A 19,060-nucleotide genomic window follows, 5' to 3' on the forward strand; every position below is an offset into this window, starting at 1 on the left:
GCTTCACTCCTGCAGAATGCGCCAACTACTTCAGGGCTGCCGGATATGACCCGGATTGAACAGGATCTGCTCTAGCCACAGCGCCATTGTCGTCGTTGAGGTAGCAGATGGTATCATCGGCCCGGTCGTCGATCAGGTCTCTGGCATTCTATCGATCAACGGCGATCGGATCCAACCGGTTCGGACTTAGGCGCGACGTCGACCCAACCTTCAGCTACGAAATCACTGCGCTTGAACAAGGGATGGAATGCTTCCTTAGTTTTGAGCAAAGGTTTGGCACCAATCAGGACGCATCGCAGCTGCCTAGCAGACTTTTGCTTTTTCACCTTCCGCGACTGTCTTCCGTAAGCGGTGTTTTCAGGCCACGGCTTTGAGATCGGGCTTTGCGGCATAGGCCCACGGCAGCAGATCATCGATCTGGCTGTTTGGGTGGTCGTTGACGATCCTTGTGAGGACGTCAGAGATGTAGGCCAGTGGCTCGACATCGTTGAGCTTGGCGGTTTCGATGAGCGATGCAATGGTGGCCCAATGTTCGGCCCCTGCATCGGAACCGGCAAACAGCGCATTTTTTCGATTGAGCGCAATTGGCCTGATGGACCGTTCGACGGTGTTGGAGTCGATCTCGATGCGGCCGTCGTCGATAAAACGGGTCAAGCCATCCCAGCGTGACAGGGCATAGCGGATGGCTTCGGCGAGCTTGGTCTTCTGGCTGATATAGCCGAGTTGTTCACGCAGCCAGGGAGCGAGGCTTTCGGTGATCGGTCGGCTTTTCTGCTGGCGGACGGCGCTACGCTCCCCATGTGTGCGGCCACGTATCTCGTCTTCGACCGCGTAGAGTTCGGCGATGCGTCTGAGTGCCTCGCTGGCGATGGGTGCCGGACCGGCGGCGGCCAGTTCATAGAAGCGGCGTCGAACGTGAGACCAGCAGAATGCCAGCGACACGGTGTTCTTTGCCGCGAGCGGGCGATATCCACTGTAGCCGTCGACTTGCAGGATGCCGACGAAGCCATCGAGATGGGCCATTGGCCGCTCGCCTTTGCGATCCGGTGCATAGACATAGGCGACGCCGGGTGGGTCCTCGCCCTGCCACGGCCGGTCGTCCCTTGCATAGGCCCAGAGCTGTCCGGTCTTGGTTTTGCCGCGCCCCGGATCGAGCACCGGAGCTGTCGTCTCGTCGGCAAACAGCTTGGACGAAGACTTCAAATGATCGAGCAGCCGCTGATGAACCGGCCGAAGATGCCAGGCCGCGCGACCGACCCAGTCGGCAAGCGTCGAACGGTCGAGATCGATGCCCTGGCGCTTGTAGATTTGCGCCTGGCGATAAAGCGGCAAGTGGTCAGCATATTTGGAGACTAGCACCTGGGCGACGGTTGCCTCGGTCGGAATACCGCCCTCGATCAGCCTTGCCGGGGCCGGAGCCTGGACAACGACCTCCTCGCAAGCCCGGCAACCATACTTCGGGCGGCGCACCACGAGCACCCTGAACTGAGCGGGCACGATATCGAGCTTCTCGCTGACGTCTTCGCCGATCCGATGCAGGTCGTTGCGGCAGCACGGGCAGGCATGGTCATCGATATCCACCACGATTTCGACGCGCGGCAGATGTGCTGGCAGCGAACCCCGGTTCGTGCGCCGCTTGACGACCTGCGCCTGGCGAAGAGCGGCGACGGCTTGCTCCTTCTCTTCCAACCCGGCAGCCTCAACTTGCTCAGCCTCTTCAAGCCCCAACAGAAGCTGGTCTTCGGGAAGGGTCTCGGCGCGGCGGCCGAAGCGATGACGCTGCAATTCCTTGATGATCTGGCGAAGGCGGGCATTCTCTGCCTCGCGCGAAAGCACCATGGCTTTGAGCGCATTCAGGTCATCCGGAAGCTCGTCTGCCGTCATCGTCATGGATCGACAACAGCATATTTTACCGCTCCGATCGAGAGGCTGGATGGTGCTGATTCAATTGGTCGCGGCCGCTATCCAGCCTTTACCGGGATGCGCGTTTCGCTCGGCGCATGCACCCGTTTCCAGTCCAATCCCTCGAACAAAGCCGAGAACTGCGCAGCTGTCAGATGCATCGCGCCGTCCTGCATTCGAGGCCAATGGAACTCGCCATCCTCAAGTCGCTTGGCGACCAGGCACACGCCGCTGCCGTCCCAGAAGATCAGTTTGATCCGGTCCGTGCGCTTGGCTCGGAAGACGTAGATCGTACCGGAGAACGGATCGGCACCCATCTCAGCCTTCACCAGCGTCGCCAATCCTTCAGCACCTTTGCGGAAGTCGACGGGCTTGGTGGCGATCATCACCTTCACCGCACCGGACGGGCCAATCACGACGATGCCTTCAAGGCCTGGATCACGGCGGCAATGGTTGCCGCATCGGTGCCCGAGGCAATGCGCAGCATGGCTCCATCAATCTGCAATTCAATAGCCGCCTCCGGAGAAGTTCTTCTTGGCAAACGTGCCTGCCGCGCCTTCTTCGGCTCCGGCTTCTCCGGTGACACGATGACCGCTGGTGCAAACATCGGCTCCTCGACCGGCACAGAAAGAACCTCACATGGCTTTCGGGCGAGACGTCGCCATGTGAACAATTGCTGCGGCGTCAAACCATGCCGCCGCGCCACAGAGCATACCGTCACGCCAGGTTCGCAACTCTCCGCAATGATCTGCGCTTTCTGATCGTCGCCCCATTCGCGGCGACGGCCATTGCCAGTGAACACCTCGAACCGGCGCACCGGCTCATCCTTGGATTTAAGCGTAAGCTCTGAAATCGACATATGTCCAAGCCCTCTTTCGAGGCTGAACATCGACAATCATACGCTGATCCGGAAGGTGGGGTCAGCACAGCGCTTACTGTCTTCCTTCAAGACGCGGAGTATTAACGAAATTCAACGAGAGTTCGAAGATGTCCAAAGTTATTGCAATCAATTTCGGGCAACAGGCTAAGACAGATACCCACTTAGAAAGCCACGAAGATGCACAGTCGCAGCGCCTGGAGCAAGAGCGGCTGCAAATGATCCAAATCACCAATCACCTTGAAGCACTGTACGCTCGGCTGCTGACCGTCTGTGGCGACAGACCGAAAAATTAAGGGCGCAGCGATGGTATAGCCCGGTGGAGCGCTGCGAACAACAGCGCCATCGCGAAGGGCTATTTCCGGGTCAGCTTTCGGGCGGAGAGGCCTGCGAAGCACACATAGATCGCCTAAGCGGCAGAACATCGCTCATATGCACTGTTTTAGATGGCAGTTCGCCGTAACGTCTCTTGTACTCTGCAGCAAAACGGCCGAGGTGTGTGAAGCCCCACTTAAGCGCTATTTCCGAAACGCTGATTTTAGCGCCGTTTTGCAGCAGTTCCTGTCGAGCTGCGCACATACGCAAGTCTCGGAGGTGCATTGTGGGGCTGGTATTGCGAAATTGTCGGAAGCCGTGCTGCAAAGTCCGCACGCTGACCTTGGCCGCAGCGGCGATATCGTTAAGGGAAATGGGTTGAGCCATATGCTCTTCCATAAACTCCATTGCCCGTTTCACGTGGCGAGGCGTGGGAGACGGAGCCGGACGACGAAGTTCATCGGTATAGCGATGCATACAGCTTTCGATCAAAAGGTACTCTATCGCGTCGAGGAGCGAGCTATAGGCCGACGGGCATTGTCGCAGAGCCCCCCCGGCACTGAGGCCGCGATGGGCAGACAGGGCTAGTTCTCGCATGAGCGTTCCCGCGCTCGATGCAAGATCAAGGGTCGGCTGAATTTGCAGATTTCCGCTGATCGTCCGATCGAGCATGCGAGAAAGCTTGTCACGCAAGGATTGCGTATCGATCGTCAATGACAGTTGAGATCTTATGCCATCTTGTCGGGCATTCAGCGGAGCATTTGCAACATGCGGCGACTCTACCTGTTGCCCAGACCAATGAAAGACTGCATTCCCGGACGCCGGCAGGAAGACCGTTACGACGTCAACTGGGGAATCTATCATGACCGAGAACGCCTCTTCATGATGGGCATCCGCAACGCCAAAACCATCAAGGGAAATTCGACTGCAGCGAGAGTTAAGCGATCTACTGTCGTGTTGAGCAAGGTCAGAGGACGCCAGGGGCGATGATATCAAAGGCAAAAGACGTTCGGGATCGGAGCCCTCGATAAAGCTGTCTTTCACTAAGGTCCCTTCATCGGGCTTGCTGAACAAACTTTCGGTCATCCAATATAAACCTATCTATGAACACCAACTCGCACATGCCGGGACTAGTTTTCCAAACATTCAAAGCTCGAGACCGGATGGCGTGCGAGCGATTTTGATCGCGTACATGACCGATTCGGACCTTTGTGGAGGCCGGTTGAATCTCTCATTCCCTAGGCTTTCGTGATGGCGGATCATCACCAGCACCGACATCCACGTTCTCCCGCTCGAGATGGCCTCCTAGTGTTTCAGCGCTGCAGTTGGGAAGCCTCTAATGTTGCGATGACTGGCTTTCACAAGCCCCTCGAACAGATTGACAGATTGTCTGATATACGTTAATGCTATTCCTGATCAAAGGCAAGGCAGCATCAGGGAAATCTGCCACGGTTCTAGTGGAGTTCCCGCACGGGAAATCAATCTAAAGATGCCTCCCAAGGCGAGGGGTGACGGGCTGCTTTCGATCGCAGCCCGTCACGGGAAGGGTGGGAGTGCTATGAGTGGGAGAGAACCTACGCCAACCGACCTTGGAGGCCGTTGAGTCGACACGGAGAAAAATGATTGTGCTGTAGGATGGCCCCACGATTTCGCCACACGCTGGTCCTCTTAACCTGCGCATCAACATACTTCGATTATGACGTATAATAGAGGCACGCTCCAGGCTCAACACTCGGAGACGCAAAGACGTCGACGAGTTCTTTTGGCCTACTAAGCGAGGCGGTCGCGGCAAATATCAATGCGTAAGCCGCGCCTCGTCGCATTGAGTTGACTTTAGGCTCTTCTTAGCGGGTACGCACTCCGGGCGATCTGATTGGGCAAAAGAAGAGCTTAAGGACGAAACCTGATGATGGTCAAACAGCTTGTGCTGCCATAGGCGTGCTGTTGTCTCTGCCGCGCGAACGCGAAAAGCGCGATCAAATCGGAACGTGGCGGCGGGAGAAGACTAACAGGAAAGACCACATCAAACTCAACCGGGTGTCGGAATACCGATGCTTACGGCATTGCGGGCATGAGGCCTCAAAATGACGCCGGTCTCGGCATGTGTCCGCCGAAAATCGCAAAAAGGAATTGACAGATTGTCGGACAAAAATTTTACTATATCGCCCGCGCGTTGCTTGTTCGCGGGAGACGCAGCGACGGACCGGGAGTTATAAGTGCTAAACTTGGCCAAAAATGCACAAATTGTCGACCTTCTTAATCTGCCGGAAGCGGCGACCGGCGCGTGATACAAGCGTCTCTGACTCACAAGGCGTGTCATACTCCATCGACCGAGGTACTGGTTGAACGTGACCGTGACGCCAACATGTCTCCTGGGGAAAAAGTCTGTGTCTTGATAGGCGCGTCAAATCCTGTTGGTCTTTGTTTGGCGCGCTCATTTATAGAAAAAGGCTATCGGGTCGCCGTAGGCGACGCCAATCCCGCCGACTTCGCCTCCCTGGCTGAAGGCCAGGGAAACAATTTTTTACCGGTCAAAGTCAACCCGAACAGAGACGTTTACGTCAACTCAATGGCTGACCAGGTGTATTTGCGCTGGAGACGGGTCGACGTTCTGGTGAACATAGTTTTCCGCAGAAATGAAACAACCCAAACTGTAACGGGATCGCTATCCAGCGCGAATCTGGGGCTTGATGCCGTATCCAATCTAATCAGAGTTACAGGTGCCTTTAGCTCTCGACTTCAGGGCGCGGAGCTTGCCGTAGTGGACGTCGCATGGTTCGAAGAGACGACCTCGCTGGAAGCAGAAGCCGTCCTTCAAGCGGCGTTGCGCACTACTACCTCCGCAATTGCTAGGCAATATTTCGGTTCCGGGCTGAGGATAAATGCTGTACACGCCAGCGATGTGAACTCTACGTCTTCAAGCGAAAATGACGTGCTTCGAACAGTGATCCACGCCGTGCAATTCCTGGCGAATTCGGAACTGTCCGGAAAGCTGACAGGGAACGTGCTGGAGATCGATCCTCGGTGCAGATAGATCCACTCCCACGTTCTGATCCGGCAAATCTGCAGGTTAACCTTCCGTTAAGTTTCTCGAAAGACGCAATGGGTAAGAGGTCAAATCCTAACAACACGTAAAAAAGTTTCGATTGTTTTAGTGAAACTCTTATCCATGTTCGTTCAGGCTCAAACATTACTATTCCAAAAGCGAGGCCCCAGCACCGTTTGAGCCCTTTGGAGGTAAGTATGTTCGTCGATCGCCTGTTGTCCACCTTTACCATAAGAGCAAAGGTGTTATTGGTACTTGTACCCTTGATCCTGATATTGGCGGCAGTTGGTGGGGTCGGCTTAAAAGCAACTGGCTTGCTTCAGTCTCGTCTTCGGCTTTCAAATGAGGTTCTTCAGACCTTGAGCGGGTTTCGAAGTGTCGCGGAAAGCATGAACCGCTTTTTGGCGCAAAGCTCAACGGAGTACCGAGATGAGGCGCTGACAAGTTTAAACGGGCAGAGCGCAACCATGCAGTCGCTCCAGGAAGCGGCGGCAGGTAGCGGGAGCGAAACTGGTGCGCTCGAAAACAGTGTATCGGCAATGTCCGTTATCTCGGGCAGCATCGGCCGCATGTGGTCTTTGCATAATGACGAGGAATCCGTTCGCAGCGACATTGTTTCCAACTTGTCGAAGATCAAGGAGGTCGGAGGCGCCCTTAAATTGGCTGCGGTTGATGTGCGCTCACAAGTACGCAATCAGGAGAACTCCGGGAAAACCATGCTCCGGGAGGCTACCCGCTCACTCGATACGGCATCAGTTATGCAACACATGGCGCAAGACTTGGTGAGCTTGCCGGACGGAGCGAAGCAGCCTCCGACTGTCGCCCAGCAAGGGCTTGTGATCAAAAAGTCGCTAAAAACAGTTAAGCGGGTAGTCTCGACTGCTGACGAGCAGGCCGTTACTAAAATTGAGAGGACTATCGCCAAGCTAATCGCCAACCCCGAATTTGTCGACCCTTCCACACGGCTTGCCGGCTCTGACCTACAGAGCTTTGCGACGAACCTGCGAGTGGATGCGATCCAGCACATGATTGAAGGAACAAATGCGATCCGGGCGTTGGATAAAGCGTTGACGGATTCCGAAATGCTTGTTGCGACGGCGACAACGATCGGCCAGGACGCCGATTCGATCGAAATCGAAATCAATAACCTGTTCCGTACAGCCAACGCAGAGAATCAGCAGCGCCTCGTTGAGCAACTTACAAAATTGGCGCGTGACACCGTGGCAGTTGGAGGCGTTGCCAGCTCGATATCTGGCTTCGATAAAATGCAGGAAGATCTATTCGCCCAGGTGGATTCTATCCAAGAGAACACAGAGAAGCTGGTCAAGATAGCGGAAGCCCGCCAAGCGCAATATTCTGAGGCGGACAAAACCGGCCAGGAGATCTGGAAAAACCTCGTAACCTTTGCAGCAACTCAGGAAAACGATGCTCGCAATGAAAGCAATCTTGCCCGCTTGCTGTCAACTATCGCCACAGTGTCCGGCGTCTTGGTAGCCTTGGCGGCTGGCGCCGGCCTGATGGCGACGCTTCGCGCCCCGATCGAACGGATCGCGACGCGCATGCAAGAGCTTGCAAAGGGCGATCTTCGATCGCAGATTGTCGGGCGTGACCGGAGAGACGAAATAGGTGAAATGGCTCGCGCACTCGAGGTTTTCCGTGAAAATGCTGTCTCGAAGATGGACATCGAGACACGAACGGAAGCCGATAGGAAAACCGTTGAACAGGAGCGGATGGATCGTGAACGCGAACGCGCTCAGATGGAGGAGGAGGTCGCAACTGCCGTCACCATTCTAGGAGAGGCGTTATCTCGATTGGCGCGTGGCGACATCTCTCAAGAAATTGACCGCCAATTCCATCCCAATCTTGAGCCGCTGAGGCGCGATTTCAATCACTCGCTTTCGATCCTGAGAGAGACAGTGTCTCATATCGACGAGAATACCAATCAAATTCAATGGGGAACCAGCGAGCTTTTCAAAGCCTCAGATGATCTGTCGCGGCGAACTGAATTGCAAGCCGCCTCACTGGAGGAGGCTGCGGCCGCCGTCGAACAGGTGACGGTCACGGTCAGAAAATCATCCGAGAATGCCTATGAAACCCAGGCTTTCGTGTCTGTTGTTAAAGAACACGCCGAGGGTGCGGCAACCATTGTGACCGATGCGATCAACGCAATGGGCAGAATAGAAGACGCGTCCCACAAGATCGGCCAAATCATTGGTTTGATCGATACGATTGCGTTCCAGACGAATCTTTTGGCACTAAATGCTGGTGTCGAGGCGGCTCGTGCTGGAGATGCCGGAAAGGGTTTTGCAGTCGTAGCCCAGGAAGTGCGCGAACTTGCCCAGAAATCATCAGCTGCAGCCCGCGAGATTCGCCACCTGATTTCGGAATCCTCTTCGGAGGTGGCGATCGGCTCAGATTACGTGGGGAAAGCAGGTGAGGCGTTACACAACATAACGGCGTCGATCTTGAAGATTTCCGATCGGATTGATCAAATCGTCAATTCGAGCCGCGAGCAAGCGGCGTCCCTCGCCGAGATCAACAATAACGTCAATGTACTTGACCAGGGAACACAACAAAACGCTGCCATGGCCGAGCAGACAAATGCCGCGGCAAAGACTCTCTCGGATCAGACTAACGAACTCAGCGAGCGGCTCGCTTCATTCAAATTGACCGAAGATAAGTCGACGCGTCGGGTTAGGTTAGTGGCGTAAGCTGCGCATCGAACGAGACTGCCACGCGTCGGATGGCCACTGTGATAGCGGCGTTCTACTGAAGGGAAATCCGCTTACGGAAGCGAAATCCGGCCTTAGGCGCTTGGTCTCCCTTTCGCCGCCCGTCTGACTGTAAAAAACCCACTTAGAGCCGATCAACCTTCAAGAGATCAACTGCTTTGCAATGCTCAGAGACACGAGAGGTATCAAATCCGTGCGCATACGTGAAATTACAAGAGCCATTATTCTAATCACCGGCTTGGTGATCCCTTCTGTAGCGGCCGCCGGTGGCCTTACGGAATTGCCGCGGGAGGAACGAAAAACCTACGAGTTGCTCGATCCAAAGTTGCCTACAGGTGAATCTGTCTTCCGCACGTTTAAGGCACAGCGAGCACCGCCGTGGAAAATTGGGTACGCATCGACATATGCTGACAATTCTTGGCGTGCGAGTATTCTTGATGAGTTCACAAACAAGATTGTTCCAGCTTTCAAGAAAGCGGGGCTGGTCTCCGAGTTCATCGTCACCCAGTCAAATCTTGAAGACGCTGTCCAGATCAGGCAGATGCGGCAGATGGTAGACGACGGCGTCGATGCAATTATTATCTGCTGTTCGAACCTCACGGCGCTTAATCCTACGATAGAGTATGCGTATTCAAAAGGAGTGCCTGTGTTCTCGTACTCTGGTTACGTAACATCGCCGTTCGCCGTCAACGCAACTGAGAACAACATGCAAGGCGGGTTTGAGGCGGCGAAGTGGCTCGCTGAAGAAATCGAAGGAAGTGGCAATGTGCTTCTCGTTTCGGGGATCTCCGGCTTTGCCTCCTCGGACAGCTTTGACGTCGGCGCAAAGAAGGCTCTGGAGTATTATCCCGAGATAAAGATCGTAGGTCATGTCGACGGGAAATGGACAGACAAGGTCGCGCAGGCCGAGGTGCAAAAATTCCTTGCAGCGAATCCCGGTCGAATTGATGGTATTATCGTTCAGTCGGGAGCTGAGAATGGTGTTATCAACGCGGTGCGCCAGTCCGGGCGCGACATGATCCCAATCGTTCTAGGGGGCGAAGCTTCGGCAGCCTGTTACTGGCGACGGAACCCCGACTTCGTAAGCAAGAGTTTTCATTTCTGGCCGCCGCGCTCTGAGGCGGGTTTCGTATGGGACGTAATGATGCGAACTCTTGAGGGACAGGGCCCCAAAATTCAGACAATCCTGCGGCCAGCAATTCCCAGTTCCATAGAGGATGTAATGGCGGATTTGCCAGCTGATTGCGATCCTAACTCTGAGGATTGGATCGAGCCGAAGAATACAGCTTGGTGGTCTGCCAGCGCTGCTGCTAAATATTTCGATAACCCAGCGGATCCGCTCTCCTGGAAGCCGGCCGATTGAAGATCGCATGCGGGGTCTGTGTGGAATGCGGTGCCTTCATGATCGGCTCTCGTGCAAGGTAGGCTGCGCTAAGGAATGACAGTTCAAATTGGGAAATGCCCGGGTCGCCTCAGGAGACATGAGACAAGCGATCCGGTTCCAACGAACATATTTGCTCCGCGGTAGCATTCTTCCTCCGGCCCTCCTCTCGCCAAACGGGACAACATACTCATTGCGCCAATCAATCTACGTGCTGCCGCGAAGGTTGTTGCTTCGAATGTGAAAGCAAAGTTCATTTCCGACCGCACTATCCGGCTCAGGCCGACGCGCGGTTCGACGCCTTACTGACATATCTGCATCAATTTGTTGCTCGAATGATTTGGGTGGCGTTCCCGGAATTCCTGATCGGATGGATGATGCATCCTGTCTTGGCCCTCGGTAAGGAGCTTCACGATGAATTCGACTTTACAACCGCTTTGGCAACGCTCCTTTTTTCAGAAAAGGCGCAATCGCCGGAGAGACGAAGCGCTGCATCATGATGCCTCAGCCGACCGAGGAGCGCTGCTTGAAGCATTGATCGGCGTGTTGCCCCTCCCAATTTTCTTCAAAGATCTGCGCGGTCGCTATGTCGGTTGCAACAAGGTTTTCGAAGATCTCCTCGGTCGCTCGCGCGACGAGATCATCGGGAATACAGATTTTGATCTCAGTTCAACGCAACTGGCGGAAATTTATTCTATTGAAGAGAAAGGCCTTCTTGAAAGGGGTGGAGCCCAAGTCTCCGAGCGTAAGATCGCTCTCGCAAACGGCGCCATCCTGGATGTTGTCTGCAACAAGGCAGTTTTCAGAGGTCACGACGACGAGCCCGCGGGTCTGATTGGCGTTATCATCGACATAACCGAACACAAGTTGGCGGAGCAGGAACTCAAAAACGCTCTCGAACTAGCCCAAGGGATCGTCACCGCTATTCCAGACGTTCTGTTTGAGGTCGACGAGGATGGGCGATATCTTCAGGTCTGGACCAGAAATCCCGAACTACTAGCCCAGCAGCGGGAAATGCTACTGGGTAGGACGGTCGACCAAGTTCTTGCGCCTGATCAAGCGGCTATTGCAATGGAGGCGCTTCGAACTGCAAGCAGTGAAGGAGTTGCCTACGGTCGATGCATTAGCGTATCCTTGCCAAACGGCGAGACCCGATGGTTCGAGTTGTCGGTGGCTAGACGACCAAGCGCCGATCCTGACGCCGCCACCACGCTCCTGGCATTTTCGCGTGATGTCACGGAACGAAGGCAGGCGGAAGACGCCATCAACTCCGTGCGGACGCAATTGCTAAGTGTGCTGCAAACCATTCCTGACATGGTTTGGGTAAAGAATGTGGATGGCGTACACCTGTTGTGCAATCATGCATTTGAGCGGCTGACCGGGAAATCGGAGGCGGAGGTCGTTGGAAAAACGGACCTTGAATTGTTCGGGGCTGAGAGAGCTCACATTTCCGGAAAATCTGATGAGGCCACGATCGAAGCCGGTGGCATACTTATCGACGAGAATTGGGTGGTTTCCCCGGAGAACGGTCAGTCCATTCTTCTCGAAACACGTAAACTTGCGGTCCTCGGCGCCGGGGGAGAGGTTACAGGAGTCCTCGGGGTCTCTCGCGATGTCACGGAACTGAACGCCTCGCGGGAAAAAATCAGGCAAATGGCCTTCTACGATCCGGTGACTTCTTTGCCGAACCGCTTGCTGTTTAACGAGCGATTGCAACAGGTCGTCAGTGACGCGTCGTCTCAACGTCGGCGGACAGGGGTAATGCTGATTGACATCGACCATTTCAAAGTCGTGAACGATACGATGGGTCACCCTGTGGGTGATCAACTACTCTGCCAGGTCGCTATCCGGCTTAAGAAATCTGTCCGCGATCTCGACACGGTTGCGCGTCTCGGCGGCGACGAGTTCGCGATTCTGTTGCCGGAAATCCAGACAACCGACGATCTCGATTGGGTTGCGTGCTCGATCCTCGAGAGATTCAAGGAATCTTTCCTATTGGATGGCAAGGAAGTCTACGTGTCATGCAGTGTAGGCATCGCGATCTCGCCCGACGACAGCACAGATGTCAACGATCTGGTGAAATACGCCGACTCTGCGATGTATCTTGCCAAACGCTCGGGGAGAAACAGTTTTCGCTTTTATTCGAAGGATTTGACTGTTGGCGTGGAGGAGCGCATGCAGTTGGAATCTGAATTGCGCCGCGCTATCGAGCGCGAAGAATTGGAGCTGCACTACCAGCCCAAGGTCCTTCTGGTCAGCGGCGTTATGATAGGATCGGAAGCGTTGTTGAGATGGCCTCATCCCGAGATGGGCATGATTCCGCCGGTTCGATTCATTCCGGTCGCTGAGGATACCGGGCTGATCGTTGAACTCGGGCGATGGGTGCTGCGTGAAGCGTGCAAGACGGCGAAGGAGCTGAACGCCGATTGCCACCACCTGCACAAGATTGCAGTCAACCTTTCGGGTAAGCAATTCCAATGCTCACGGTTGGTAAACGAGATCGCTGAAATCCTCGGTGAAACCGGTTGCCGCGCGGAATGGATCGAAATCGAAATCACGGAGAGTCTGCTTCTCGATCGGAAGGGCGAGACCCTGCAGACGCTTCTTAAGCTGCGTCAAATGGGATTTTCGATTGCTATCGATGATTTTGGCACCGGTTACTCGGCGCTCAACTATCTAGCCCGCTTCCCGATCGACACGCTGAAGATCGATCGGTCATTCATAAATAGCTCGGACAAAAGGAACGAAGAATTGGTCAAAGCGATTCTGTCCATTGCACAATGTCTTGGACAGGACGTGGTGGCGGAAGGTGTTGAGACCGCCGAGCAGGCAGCATTTCTCGCAGCGAACGGATGCGGTTCGGCGCAAGGCTTCTTTTACAGCAAGGCCCTGCCGAAGATGGAATTGATCGCTCTTTGGGTGCGCGCGTCCGCCACCGGCTTCGTTTCAGATCGTTACGCCGCTTCGCGATGATGAGCGCGAATAAGGGAAAATGCACCTGTCTGATGGACGGTGATGCGGTGCGCGCTGTGAGACAACGCAACTTGAGCCTCGTCAATCTCTGAATGTCTGCGGTTTTTCGCGGAACAGGGGGCAACGCTGGGTCAACGACCATGCGTTGTGCGGCCCCGCGAGCCGCATTCTCGAATGCTCTGCTCCTACTGCGCGGCATTCGGTAGGCCGCGGAAAACGCGGTACACCGGCTCCTAAAGCAAGGCAGTCGTTCTCGATATGGCTTTCTTCAAAAATATTTGACAGATTATCATACAATCTGCCAAAAATGTCGCCAAGCACCTGATGGGAGGAAAATCAGTGTCTCTTAGTATGCATCACCTGGCCAAGCTTCCGTATTTTTATCCATTCGAATTTGGCGATGGAAAAATCACGGTACTGTCCGACGGGCCGTTAGAGCTAGGAGATCCTCGCCTGAACTTCTTGGGGGTAGAGCCACGCACGGTCAGCCTGATGCTAGAGGACAATTTCCTGCCAACGAACAAAGTTGTACTCGAGCAAAACGTGCCGCTTGTTGAGATAAATGGAAGAACAATTCTATTTGATACCGGGATGGGGTCTTCAAAAGCTTTCGGGCCCACCACAGGTCGACTCCTAGCCAGCCTGAGAGAGGCAGGTCGAGATCCGACGGAGATCGATGCGGTGGTTCTGTCGCACGCCCATATCGATCATATCGGCGGTCTGTGCGATGCCAATGGAAGGTTAAATTTCCCGAACGCCGACATCTTCATCAGTGAGCGAGACTTCACGGACTGGACGGACGGGTCGTCGATCGATTCTTCATTTCAATTTCAAATCGATAACGCTCGGCGAAACCTGCTTCCCCACAAGGATCGGACCTTCTTTTTCAAAGACGGCGAGGAGTTCTTGCCGGGCGTTCACGCGATTTCGGCCCCCGGCCACACGCTCGGTCATCATTGTTTTATGCTGCAGTCGGGAAACGATCGCCTCTGTTTTCTCGGCGACCTTACGCATCATCATATCCTGTTGATGGAGAGGCCGATGATGGAATTCCGATACGACACGGACCCGAAGCTGTCAGCTAGATCCCGCACGCGCGTGCTTGATATGCTGGCGACAGATCGCATTGCGGTAATGTCCTATCACTTCGCATGGCCAGGTGCCGGGCATGTGGTGCGAAACGGAGACGGATTCCGCTACATCCCCGCTCCAATGCAGTTGCTTGCACATCGATAAGGAATTTCAAAGATGCAGATACGTTCGGTAATCCTCAGGGAGTCGGGTCTGCCGAAGCCCTATTCAAATTCGAAACCTCTTAAGATTGAGCTTGTGGAACTGACGCCGCCTGGCCCCATGGAGGTGTTGGTCAAGATCAAGGCTGCCGGTGTCTGTCACTCTGACCTGTCCGCAATCAATGGGGACAGACCGCGTCCGCTTCCAGTCGCTCTAGGCCATGAGGCATCTGGCGTCGTCGCAGCCATCGGACCGAGTGTCGAGAAGGTTGAGGTTGGTGACCATGTAGTCATGTCATTTCTGCCGGTTTGTGGCCATTGCTCATATTGCGCTGAAGGCCGCGCCAGCCTCTGCGAACCGGGCTACCAGGCCAATGCTGCAGGAACGCTTCTATCCGGCGGCAAGCACATCCGTTTGAGAGGATACGAAATCAACCACCATAGCGGCGTTTCTGCGTTTTCCGAATATGCTGTCGTGTCGGCGAGCTCGGTAGTCAAAGTGACCAAAGATATCGATTTGGCGACAGCTGCTCTCTTCGGCTGTGCCGTTATGACCGGCGTTGGAGCTGTGATAAACACGTGTGGGGTCCGCCCAGGCCGTAGTGTGGCGGTAATCGGGCTCGGCGGCGTAGGCCTTTCGGCGATACTTGGCGCTGTTGCGAGCGGTGCAAGCGATATCGTGGCGATCGACCTAATCCAAGCGAAGCTGGATCTTGCCAAGGAGCTGGGAGCGACGAAGACTTTTTTGGCCACCTCGCCGGATATTGTTGCCCAAGTAAAAGGCGCGACAAGCGGCGGGGTAGACTACGCGATAGAGATGGCTGGATCCAAAAAGGCATTCGAGCTTGCATATGAGATTACCCGGCGCGGAGGGATGACCGCTACGGCCGGACTGGCCAGCGCAAATTCCCGTTTCGAGGTTTCGCCCTTGCCGTTGGTCGGAGAGGAGAGAACGATCAAGGGCAGCTATATGGGTTCCTGCGTGCCATCGCGCGACATACCCCGCTATATCGACCTTTACCTCAAAGGTAAGCTGCCAGTGGACAAATTGCTGTCGAGCACTGGCCCCCTTGATGAGATCAATGAGGTTTTCGACCGTCTTGACAGGGCCGAGATCAATCGACACCTAGTCTTGATGGACTGATGGCGGGGAGAATTCTCTTGAACGAGTGGACAGTGCTCGCCATCCATTACGGCACCGCGCAAAGACCAGTAAGTGACCTGATGCTAGAGACGGATGACATTCATGATCGTCCATCACAAATCGACTACTTCGTGTGGCTGATCCGTCTCGAGGACCGATTAATTCTTGTTGACACTGGTTTCGAAGCCGGAGAGGGCGCGGCCAGAGGGCGGACCCTCTTGATCCATCCGGTGGCAGCACTGAGCAGCCTTGGCATCAAATCCAGCGATATTACTGATGTCGTTGTGACACACCTGCACTACGATCACGCCGGAAACCTCCCGGCCTTTCCTAACGCCACTTTTCACATTCAGGATCGGGAGATGGCGTATGGAACGGGGCGGTGTATGTGCCATGAGCGAATGCGTCGGCCTTTTGCTACAGAAGGTGTCGTCGACGCGGTCCGGCTCGTTTTTCAGTCACGGGTACGGTTCCATGATGGGGATGGGGAAATTGTTCCTGGATGCAGGGTGCATCTGGTTGGCGGTCACTCGAAAGGTTTGCAAGTTGTTACGGTGGCAACAGTCGGCGCTTTGCTGGTTATCGCTTCCGACGCGCTTCATTTCCAGCACTATCTTGAAAATAACGGCGCGTTTCCCCTGTTTGCAGATTACCTAGAGGTCATCGAGGGTTACAAAAAGCTCCGCGTCCTTGCCGGATCAAACGGACTCATCATTCCGGGTCATGACCCTGAGGTGCTACAGAAATTTTCTCCCCTTGCGCCAGACCTCCAGTTCGCTAGAGTTCTCCTGTGACCCACAATAAACCGATTGAAATTTTTTGCTGTTTGCAGACAATCGGTTGTCCTACGAAACGCTCCGGCAGTATATTGATTCTGTGCGTCACTAGAAATTTCATCGAAGGTTTGTTGTGAATGGGAACGATCGACCTCCAGATTACACGTCAAAACGCCTCCCTTCGAATCCTTGTTGAGGATAAGCTCCGGCAGGCTATTTCAAGTGGCCGTTTCAAGCCCGGGCAGCGGCTGGTGGAGCGCGAGTTGTGCGAACTCATCGGGGTTGGCCGAACTTCAGTTCGCGAGGCGCTACGCCAGTTAGAAGCTGAAGGGCTTATTACTAGCTATCCGCATCGGGGGCCGGTTGTCAGCACTATCAGCTACGAGGAGGCTAGGCAGCTTTATAGTGTACGCGCGCTGCTTGAAAGCTTTGCCGGGCAGGAGTTCGCCGAGAACGGTTCGAATGAAGAGATCGTTGCTCTCCTCGAGACCGTGGAAGCGTTCGAAGCCGCAGCCAAGAGCGGTTCCGGAACGCGGATCATCGAAGCCAAGACCGCTTTTTACGATTGTTTGATGACCGGCAGCAAGAACGTGTTTGTGAAGCAAATGCTCACGTCGTTGCACAACCGGGTCACATTGTTGCGGATGACATCGATGACCCAGCCAGGGCGGCTGCAGAACAGCGTTTTCGAGATAAGAGAGATTGCGGCCGCTATTGCGTTGCGTGATGGCGACAGGGCAGCCGCACTTTGCAAGCGCCATATCGAAATCGCGGCTAAGGTGGCGTTGGACTACTTGAGCAAGAACCCCGTCGAAACCTCCGAGTAGTTCCACAAAACCAAGTTCAGGTGACGGCTAAGGTTGACAGATTGTCTGAAAATCTGCTTACCTCTTTTATGGGAGGTGAGACACACGAAGTGCGGCTTCCCAACAACATCATTTTGTTAGGGAGGACGTATGGGCGCCCATGCCGAGCTGATTAAACGCGTAACCCTGGCGATCGAAGATCCGGAGCTACCGCGACTGACCCCAGGTCTTACAACACGGATCTCGTTGCAAGTTGGACCAGAAAAGTCATCACTTGCTGTGGGAGGCGGGATAGTCGCACTGGATGGCGCGGACGAAAATGCTGACGTCATACTGAGTGCCCCAGAAGGAGCTTGGGAAAAGGTTATGCAGGTGCCGCCGCCGGCAACCTACCATTCGTTCACCGCCTTTCAACTCGCTAACCCTGAGTTCACGTTATCTGGTTCGCCCGTAGCAATCGCTCAAGCGCGTCCCGCTCTGGAGCGACTGTTCGAGATCGTCGTAGCGTCTCCGCCCCTAGTTGCGCCGAAGGTCGATCGAAATATTGAACAGGTCACCGGACGCTATAAGCGGGTAGAGGTCGGCGGCGTAGAACACGATATCTTTTACGAGGAAGCCGGTGCAGGAACTCCTATCCTTTTCCTCCATACGGCTGGCGCAGACGGCCGTCAGTTTCTACCGCAACTCTCCGACACTGGGTTTGCGCGTACGAACCGATTGATCTCAGTTGATCTGCCGTTTCACGGACGTTCGATGCCTCCTTTAACTTGGGACGGCTCGCCCTATCAACTCACAACGGATCTCTACCTGACCTGGTGCACGGCGATACTCGACCAGCTCGTCGGAGACAGAGCTATCGTCGTTGGAGGATCTATGGGCGCGGCGATGTGCATGGTGCTGGCGGCGGAGCGACCGGAACGTCTAATGGGTGTAATTGCGGTCGAGCCGCCGTTGAAGTCAAAGGGCCGTCGCAACCCCTTTCAACACAACGTCAACGTTCATGGGTCGCTTCATAACTCAGCCTATGTCCGCGGAATCATGAGCCCGCTCAGCCCGCAAGAAGAGCGACGCCGCGCCAGTTGGATCTACTCGCAGGGTGCTCCGGGAGTTTATCCCGGCGATCTTTCGTTCTACAGCGACGAGTTCGACGGTGCCGTCGTCGGTCCGAAGATTGATGCCAAGCGAACACCGACCGTTCTTCTCTCCGGGACCTATGACTACTCTGCGACGCCTGCAGACGGAGCAGCGCTAGCGGCCCTCATTCCCGGCAGCCGTCATGTCGTTATGGAGGGGCTTGGGCACTTTCCGATGTGCGAAAATCCTGACTATTTCCGGAGCTTCTTGCAAGACGCGATTCGGTTCGTCGAAGATAACGGCTGATCACAAAGCAACCGCGTTGGCCAGTCTACCGATCGTGTCCCAGCACCTGGTGTAGCTGACGGGAGGTAGCAAAGCCGAGTGCCCGCGCGCTTCTCGCTGCGCTGTGGTGATCGGCTTTGCGGGCGGCCATCAGTGTTTTCCGCTAGGGTCGGGTTGTTCAAGACCAACCTGACGGAAAGATCACCGATGACCAATGACATGATGAACGTGCGCTCCCTTGTTGAGAAGAGTGCCGATGCAGATTTGTTGCGTGAGATGATTGGCTTTGCCGCCGAGCGGCTGATGGAGTTGGAGGTCGGCTCGGCTACGGGTGCAGACTTCGGTGTGAAGAACTCGATGCGGCTCGCACAACGCAATGGCTACCGTGACCGCGATTGGGAGACGCGAGCTGGAACGGTCGAGCTTCGCATTCCGAAGCTGCGCACAGGCAGCTACTTTCCGAGCTTCCTTGCACCGCGCCGACGGTCGGCGCGAGGTCCCGGGTATGGAAGTTGGC

At 55.1% G+C, this 19,060-nt stretch carries 15 protein-coding genes; 11 read left to right on the forward strand and 4 right to left on the reverse strand.

Annotated elements, in window-relative coordinates; genetic code table 11:
• Window positions 1–357: 357 nt before the first annotated feature.
• The 3 genes from CO655_RS31510 to CO655_RS31520 all read right to left on the reverse strand — a co-directional run bounded on the left by CO655_RS31510 (window position 358) and on the right by CO655_RS31520 (window position 2,791).
• Window positions 358–1,890: an IS66 family transposase gene (locus CO655_RS31510; RefSeq protein ID WP_097667847.1), complete on the reverse strand. Its 1,533-nt coding sequence runs from the start codon at window positions 1,888–1,890 to the stop codon at window positions 358–360.
• A gap of 71 nt (window positions 1,891–1,961) precedes the next feature.
• The gene (gene tnpB / locus CO655_RS31515; RefSeq protein WP_071088098.1) at window positions 1,962–2,318 is read right to left on the reverse strand and encodes an IS66 family insertion sequence element accessory protein TnpB; all 357 of its coding nucleotides are present in this window, start codon (window positions 2,316–2,318) and stop codon (window positions 1,962–1,964) included.
• Complete coding sequence (locus CO655_RS31520; protein ID WP_097667848.1) at window positions 2,315–2,791, reverse strand: transposase; 477 nt, start codon at window positions 2,789–2,791, stop codon at window positions 2,315–2,317. The genes tnpB and CO655_RS31520 overlap by 4 nt, the downstream gene beginning before the upstream one ends.
• A gap of 98 nt (window positions 2,792–2,889) precedes the next feature.
• Between CO655_RS31520 and CO655_RS31525 the strand changes: the two genes are divergently transcribed.
• Window positions 2,890–3,075, forward strand: a complete 186-nt coding sequence (locus CO655_RS31525; protein ID WP_004673279.1) for a hypothetical protein — start codon at window positions 2,890–2,892, stop codon at window positions 3,073–3,075.
• A 70-nt stretch (window positions 3,076–3,145) separates the two neighbouring features.
• On the opposite strand, the gene CO655_RS31530 is transcribed toward CO655_RS31525, so the two are convergent.
• Window positions 3,146–4,180 (reverse strand): AraC family transcriptional regulator, encoded by a 1,035-nt coding sequence (locus CO655_RS31530; protein ID WP_085739613.1) that lies wholly within the window; start codon window positions 4,178–4,180, stop codon window positions 3,146–3,148.
• Window positions 4,181–5,459: 1,279 nt separating this feature from the next.
• On the opposite strand from CO655_RS31530, the gene CO655_RS31535 reads away from it, so the two are divergent.
• The 10 genes from CO655_RS31535 to CO655_RS31585 all read left to right on the forward strand — a co-directional run.
• Window positions 5,460–6,128, forward strand: coding sequence for an SDR family oxidoreductase (locus CO655_RS31535; RefSeq protein WP_245423989.1), 669 nt, complete (start codon window positions 5,460–5,462; stop codon window positions 6,126–6,128).
• 209 nt (window positions 6,129–6,337) lie between these two features.
• Window positions 6,338–8,851: a HAMP domain-containing methyl-accepting chemotaxis protein gene (locus CO655_RS31540; protein WP_097667850.1), complete on the forward strand. Its 2,514-nt coding sequence runs from the start codon at window positions 6,338–6,340 to the stop codon at window positions 8,849–8,851.
• Window positions 8,852–9,035: 184 nt separating this feature from the next.
• Window positions 9,036–10,235, forward strand: coding sequence for an ABC transporter substrate-binding protein (locus CO655_RS31545; RefSeq protein WP_097667851.1), 1,200 nt, complete (start codon window positions 9,036–9,038; stop codon window positions 10,233–10,235).
• A 432-nt stretch (window positions 10,236–10,667) separates the two neighbouring features.
• A complete protein-coding gene (locus CO655_RS31550) occupies window positions 10,668–13,226 on the forward strand; it encodes an EAL domain-containing protein (RefSeq protein WP_097667852.1) in 2,559 nt (852 codons plus the stop codon).
• Window positions 13,227–13,565: 339 nt separating this feature from the next.
• Window positions 13,566–14,462 carry an MBL fold metallo-hydrolase gene (locus CO655_RS31560; protein ID WP_245339561.1) on the forward strand — a complete coding sequence of 299 codons (897 nt, stop codon included), beginning with the start codon at window positions 13,566–13,568 and terminating at the stop codon, window positions 14,460–14,462.
• Window positions 14,463–14,474: 12 nt separating this feature from the next.
• On the forward strand, window positions 14,475–15,602 hold the full coding sequence (locus CO655_RS31565; protein WP_097667853.1) for a zinc-dependent alcohol dehydrogenase family protein: 1,128 nt from the start codon (window positions 14,475–14,477) through the stop codon (window positions 15,600–15,602).
• Window positions 15,602–16,396 (forward strand): N-acyl homoserine lactonase family protein, encoded by a 795-nt coding sequence (locus CO655_RS31570; RefSeq protein WP_097667854.1) that lies wholly within the window; start codon window positions 15,602–15,604, stop codon window positions 16,394–16,396. The genes CO655_RS31565 and CO655_RS31570 overlap by 1 nt, the downstream gene beginning before the upstream one ends.
• 119 nt (window positions 16,397–16,515) lie before the next feature.
• Window positions 16,516–17,205, forward strand: a complete 690-nt coding sequence (locus CO655_RS31575) for a GntR family transcriptional regulator (protein ID WP_016737430.1) — start codon at window positions 16,516–16,518, stop codon at window positions 17,203–17,205.
• A 129-nt stretch (window positions 17,206–17,334) separates the two neighbouring features.
• Window positions 17,335–18,564 carry an alpha/beta hydrolase gene (locus CO655_RS31580; protein ID WP_008534369.1) on the forward strand — a complete coding sequence of 410 codons (1,230 nt, stop codon included), beginning with the start codon at window positions 17,335–17,337 and terminating at the stop codon, window positions 18,562–18,564.
• A 186-nt stretch (window positions 18,565–18,750) separates the two neighbouring features.
• The coding region (locus CO655_RS31585) for a transposase (protein WP_176539346.1) at window positions 18,751–19,060 on the forward strand (310 nt) is incomplete at its 3' end.

It is taken from the genome of Rhizobium sp. M1 (assembly GCF_002531805.1).
GTDB classification, from domain to species: domain Bacteria; phylum Pseudomonadota; class Alphaproteobacteria; order Rhizobiales; family Rhizobiaceae; genus Rhizobium; species Rhizobium etli_C.

What these genes read in the sequence shown, in the direction of transcription:
- CO655_RS31570 (WP_097667854.1), top strand. Translation starts at nt 15,602, where the DNA reads ATGGCGGGGAGAATTCTCTTGAACGAGTGGACAGTGCTCGCCATCCAT.
- CO655_RS31540 (WP_097667850.1), top strand. Translation starts at nt 6,338, where the DNA reads ATGTTCGTCGATCGCCTGTTGTCCACCTTTACCATAAGAGCAAAGGTG.
- CO655_RS31530 (WP_085739613.1), bottom strand. Translation starts at nt 4,180, where the DNA reads ATGACCGAAAGTTTGTTCAGCAAGCCCGATGAAGGGACCTTAGTGAAA.
- CO655_RS31510 (WP_097667847.1), bottom strand. Translation starts at nt 1,890, where the DNA reads ATGACGATGACGGCAGACGAGCTTCCGGATGACCTGAATGCGCTCAAA.
- CO655_RS31575 (WP_016737430.1), top strand. Translation starts at nt 16,516, where the DNA reads ATGGGAACGATCGACCTCCAGATTACACGTCAAAACGCCTCCCTTCGA.
- CO655_RS31580 (WP_008534369.1), top strand. Translation starts at nt 17,335, where the DNA reads ATGGGCGCCCATGCCGAGCTGATTAAACGCGTAACCCTGGCGATCGAA.
- CO655_RS31535 (WP_245423989.1), top strand. Translation starts at nt 5,460, where the DNA reads ATGTCTCCTGGGGAAAAAGTCTGTGTCTTGATAGGCGCGTCAAATCCT.
- CO655_RS31550 (WP_097667852.1), top strand. Translation starts at nt 10,668, where the DNA reads ATGAATTCGACTTTACAACCGCTTTGGCAACGCTCCTTTTTTCAGAAA.
- CO655_RS31525 (WP_004673279.1), top strand. Translation starts at nt 2,890, where the DNA reads ATGTCCAAAGTTATTGCAATCAATTTCGGGCAACAGGCTAAGACAGAT.
- CO655_RS31545 (WP_097667851.1), top strand. Translation starts at nt 9,036, where the DNA reads ATGCTCAGAGACACGAGAGGTATCAAATCCGTGCGCATACGTGAAATT.
- CO655_RS31565 (WP_097667853.1), top strand. Translation starts at nt 14,475, where the DNA reads ATGCAGATACGTTCGGTAATCCTCAGGGAGTCGGGTCTGCCGAAGCCC.
- CO655_RS31520 (WP_097667848.1), bottom strand. Translation starts at nt 2,791, where the DNA reads ATGTTCAGCCTCGAAAGAGGGCTTGGACATATGTCGATTTCAGAGCTT.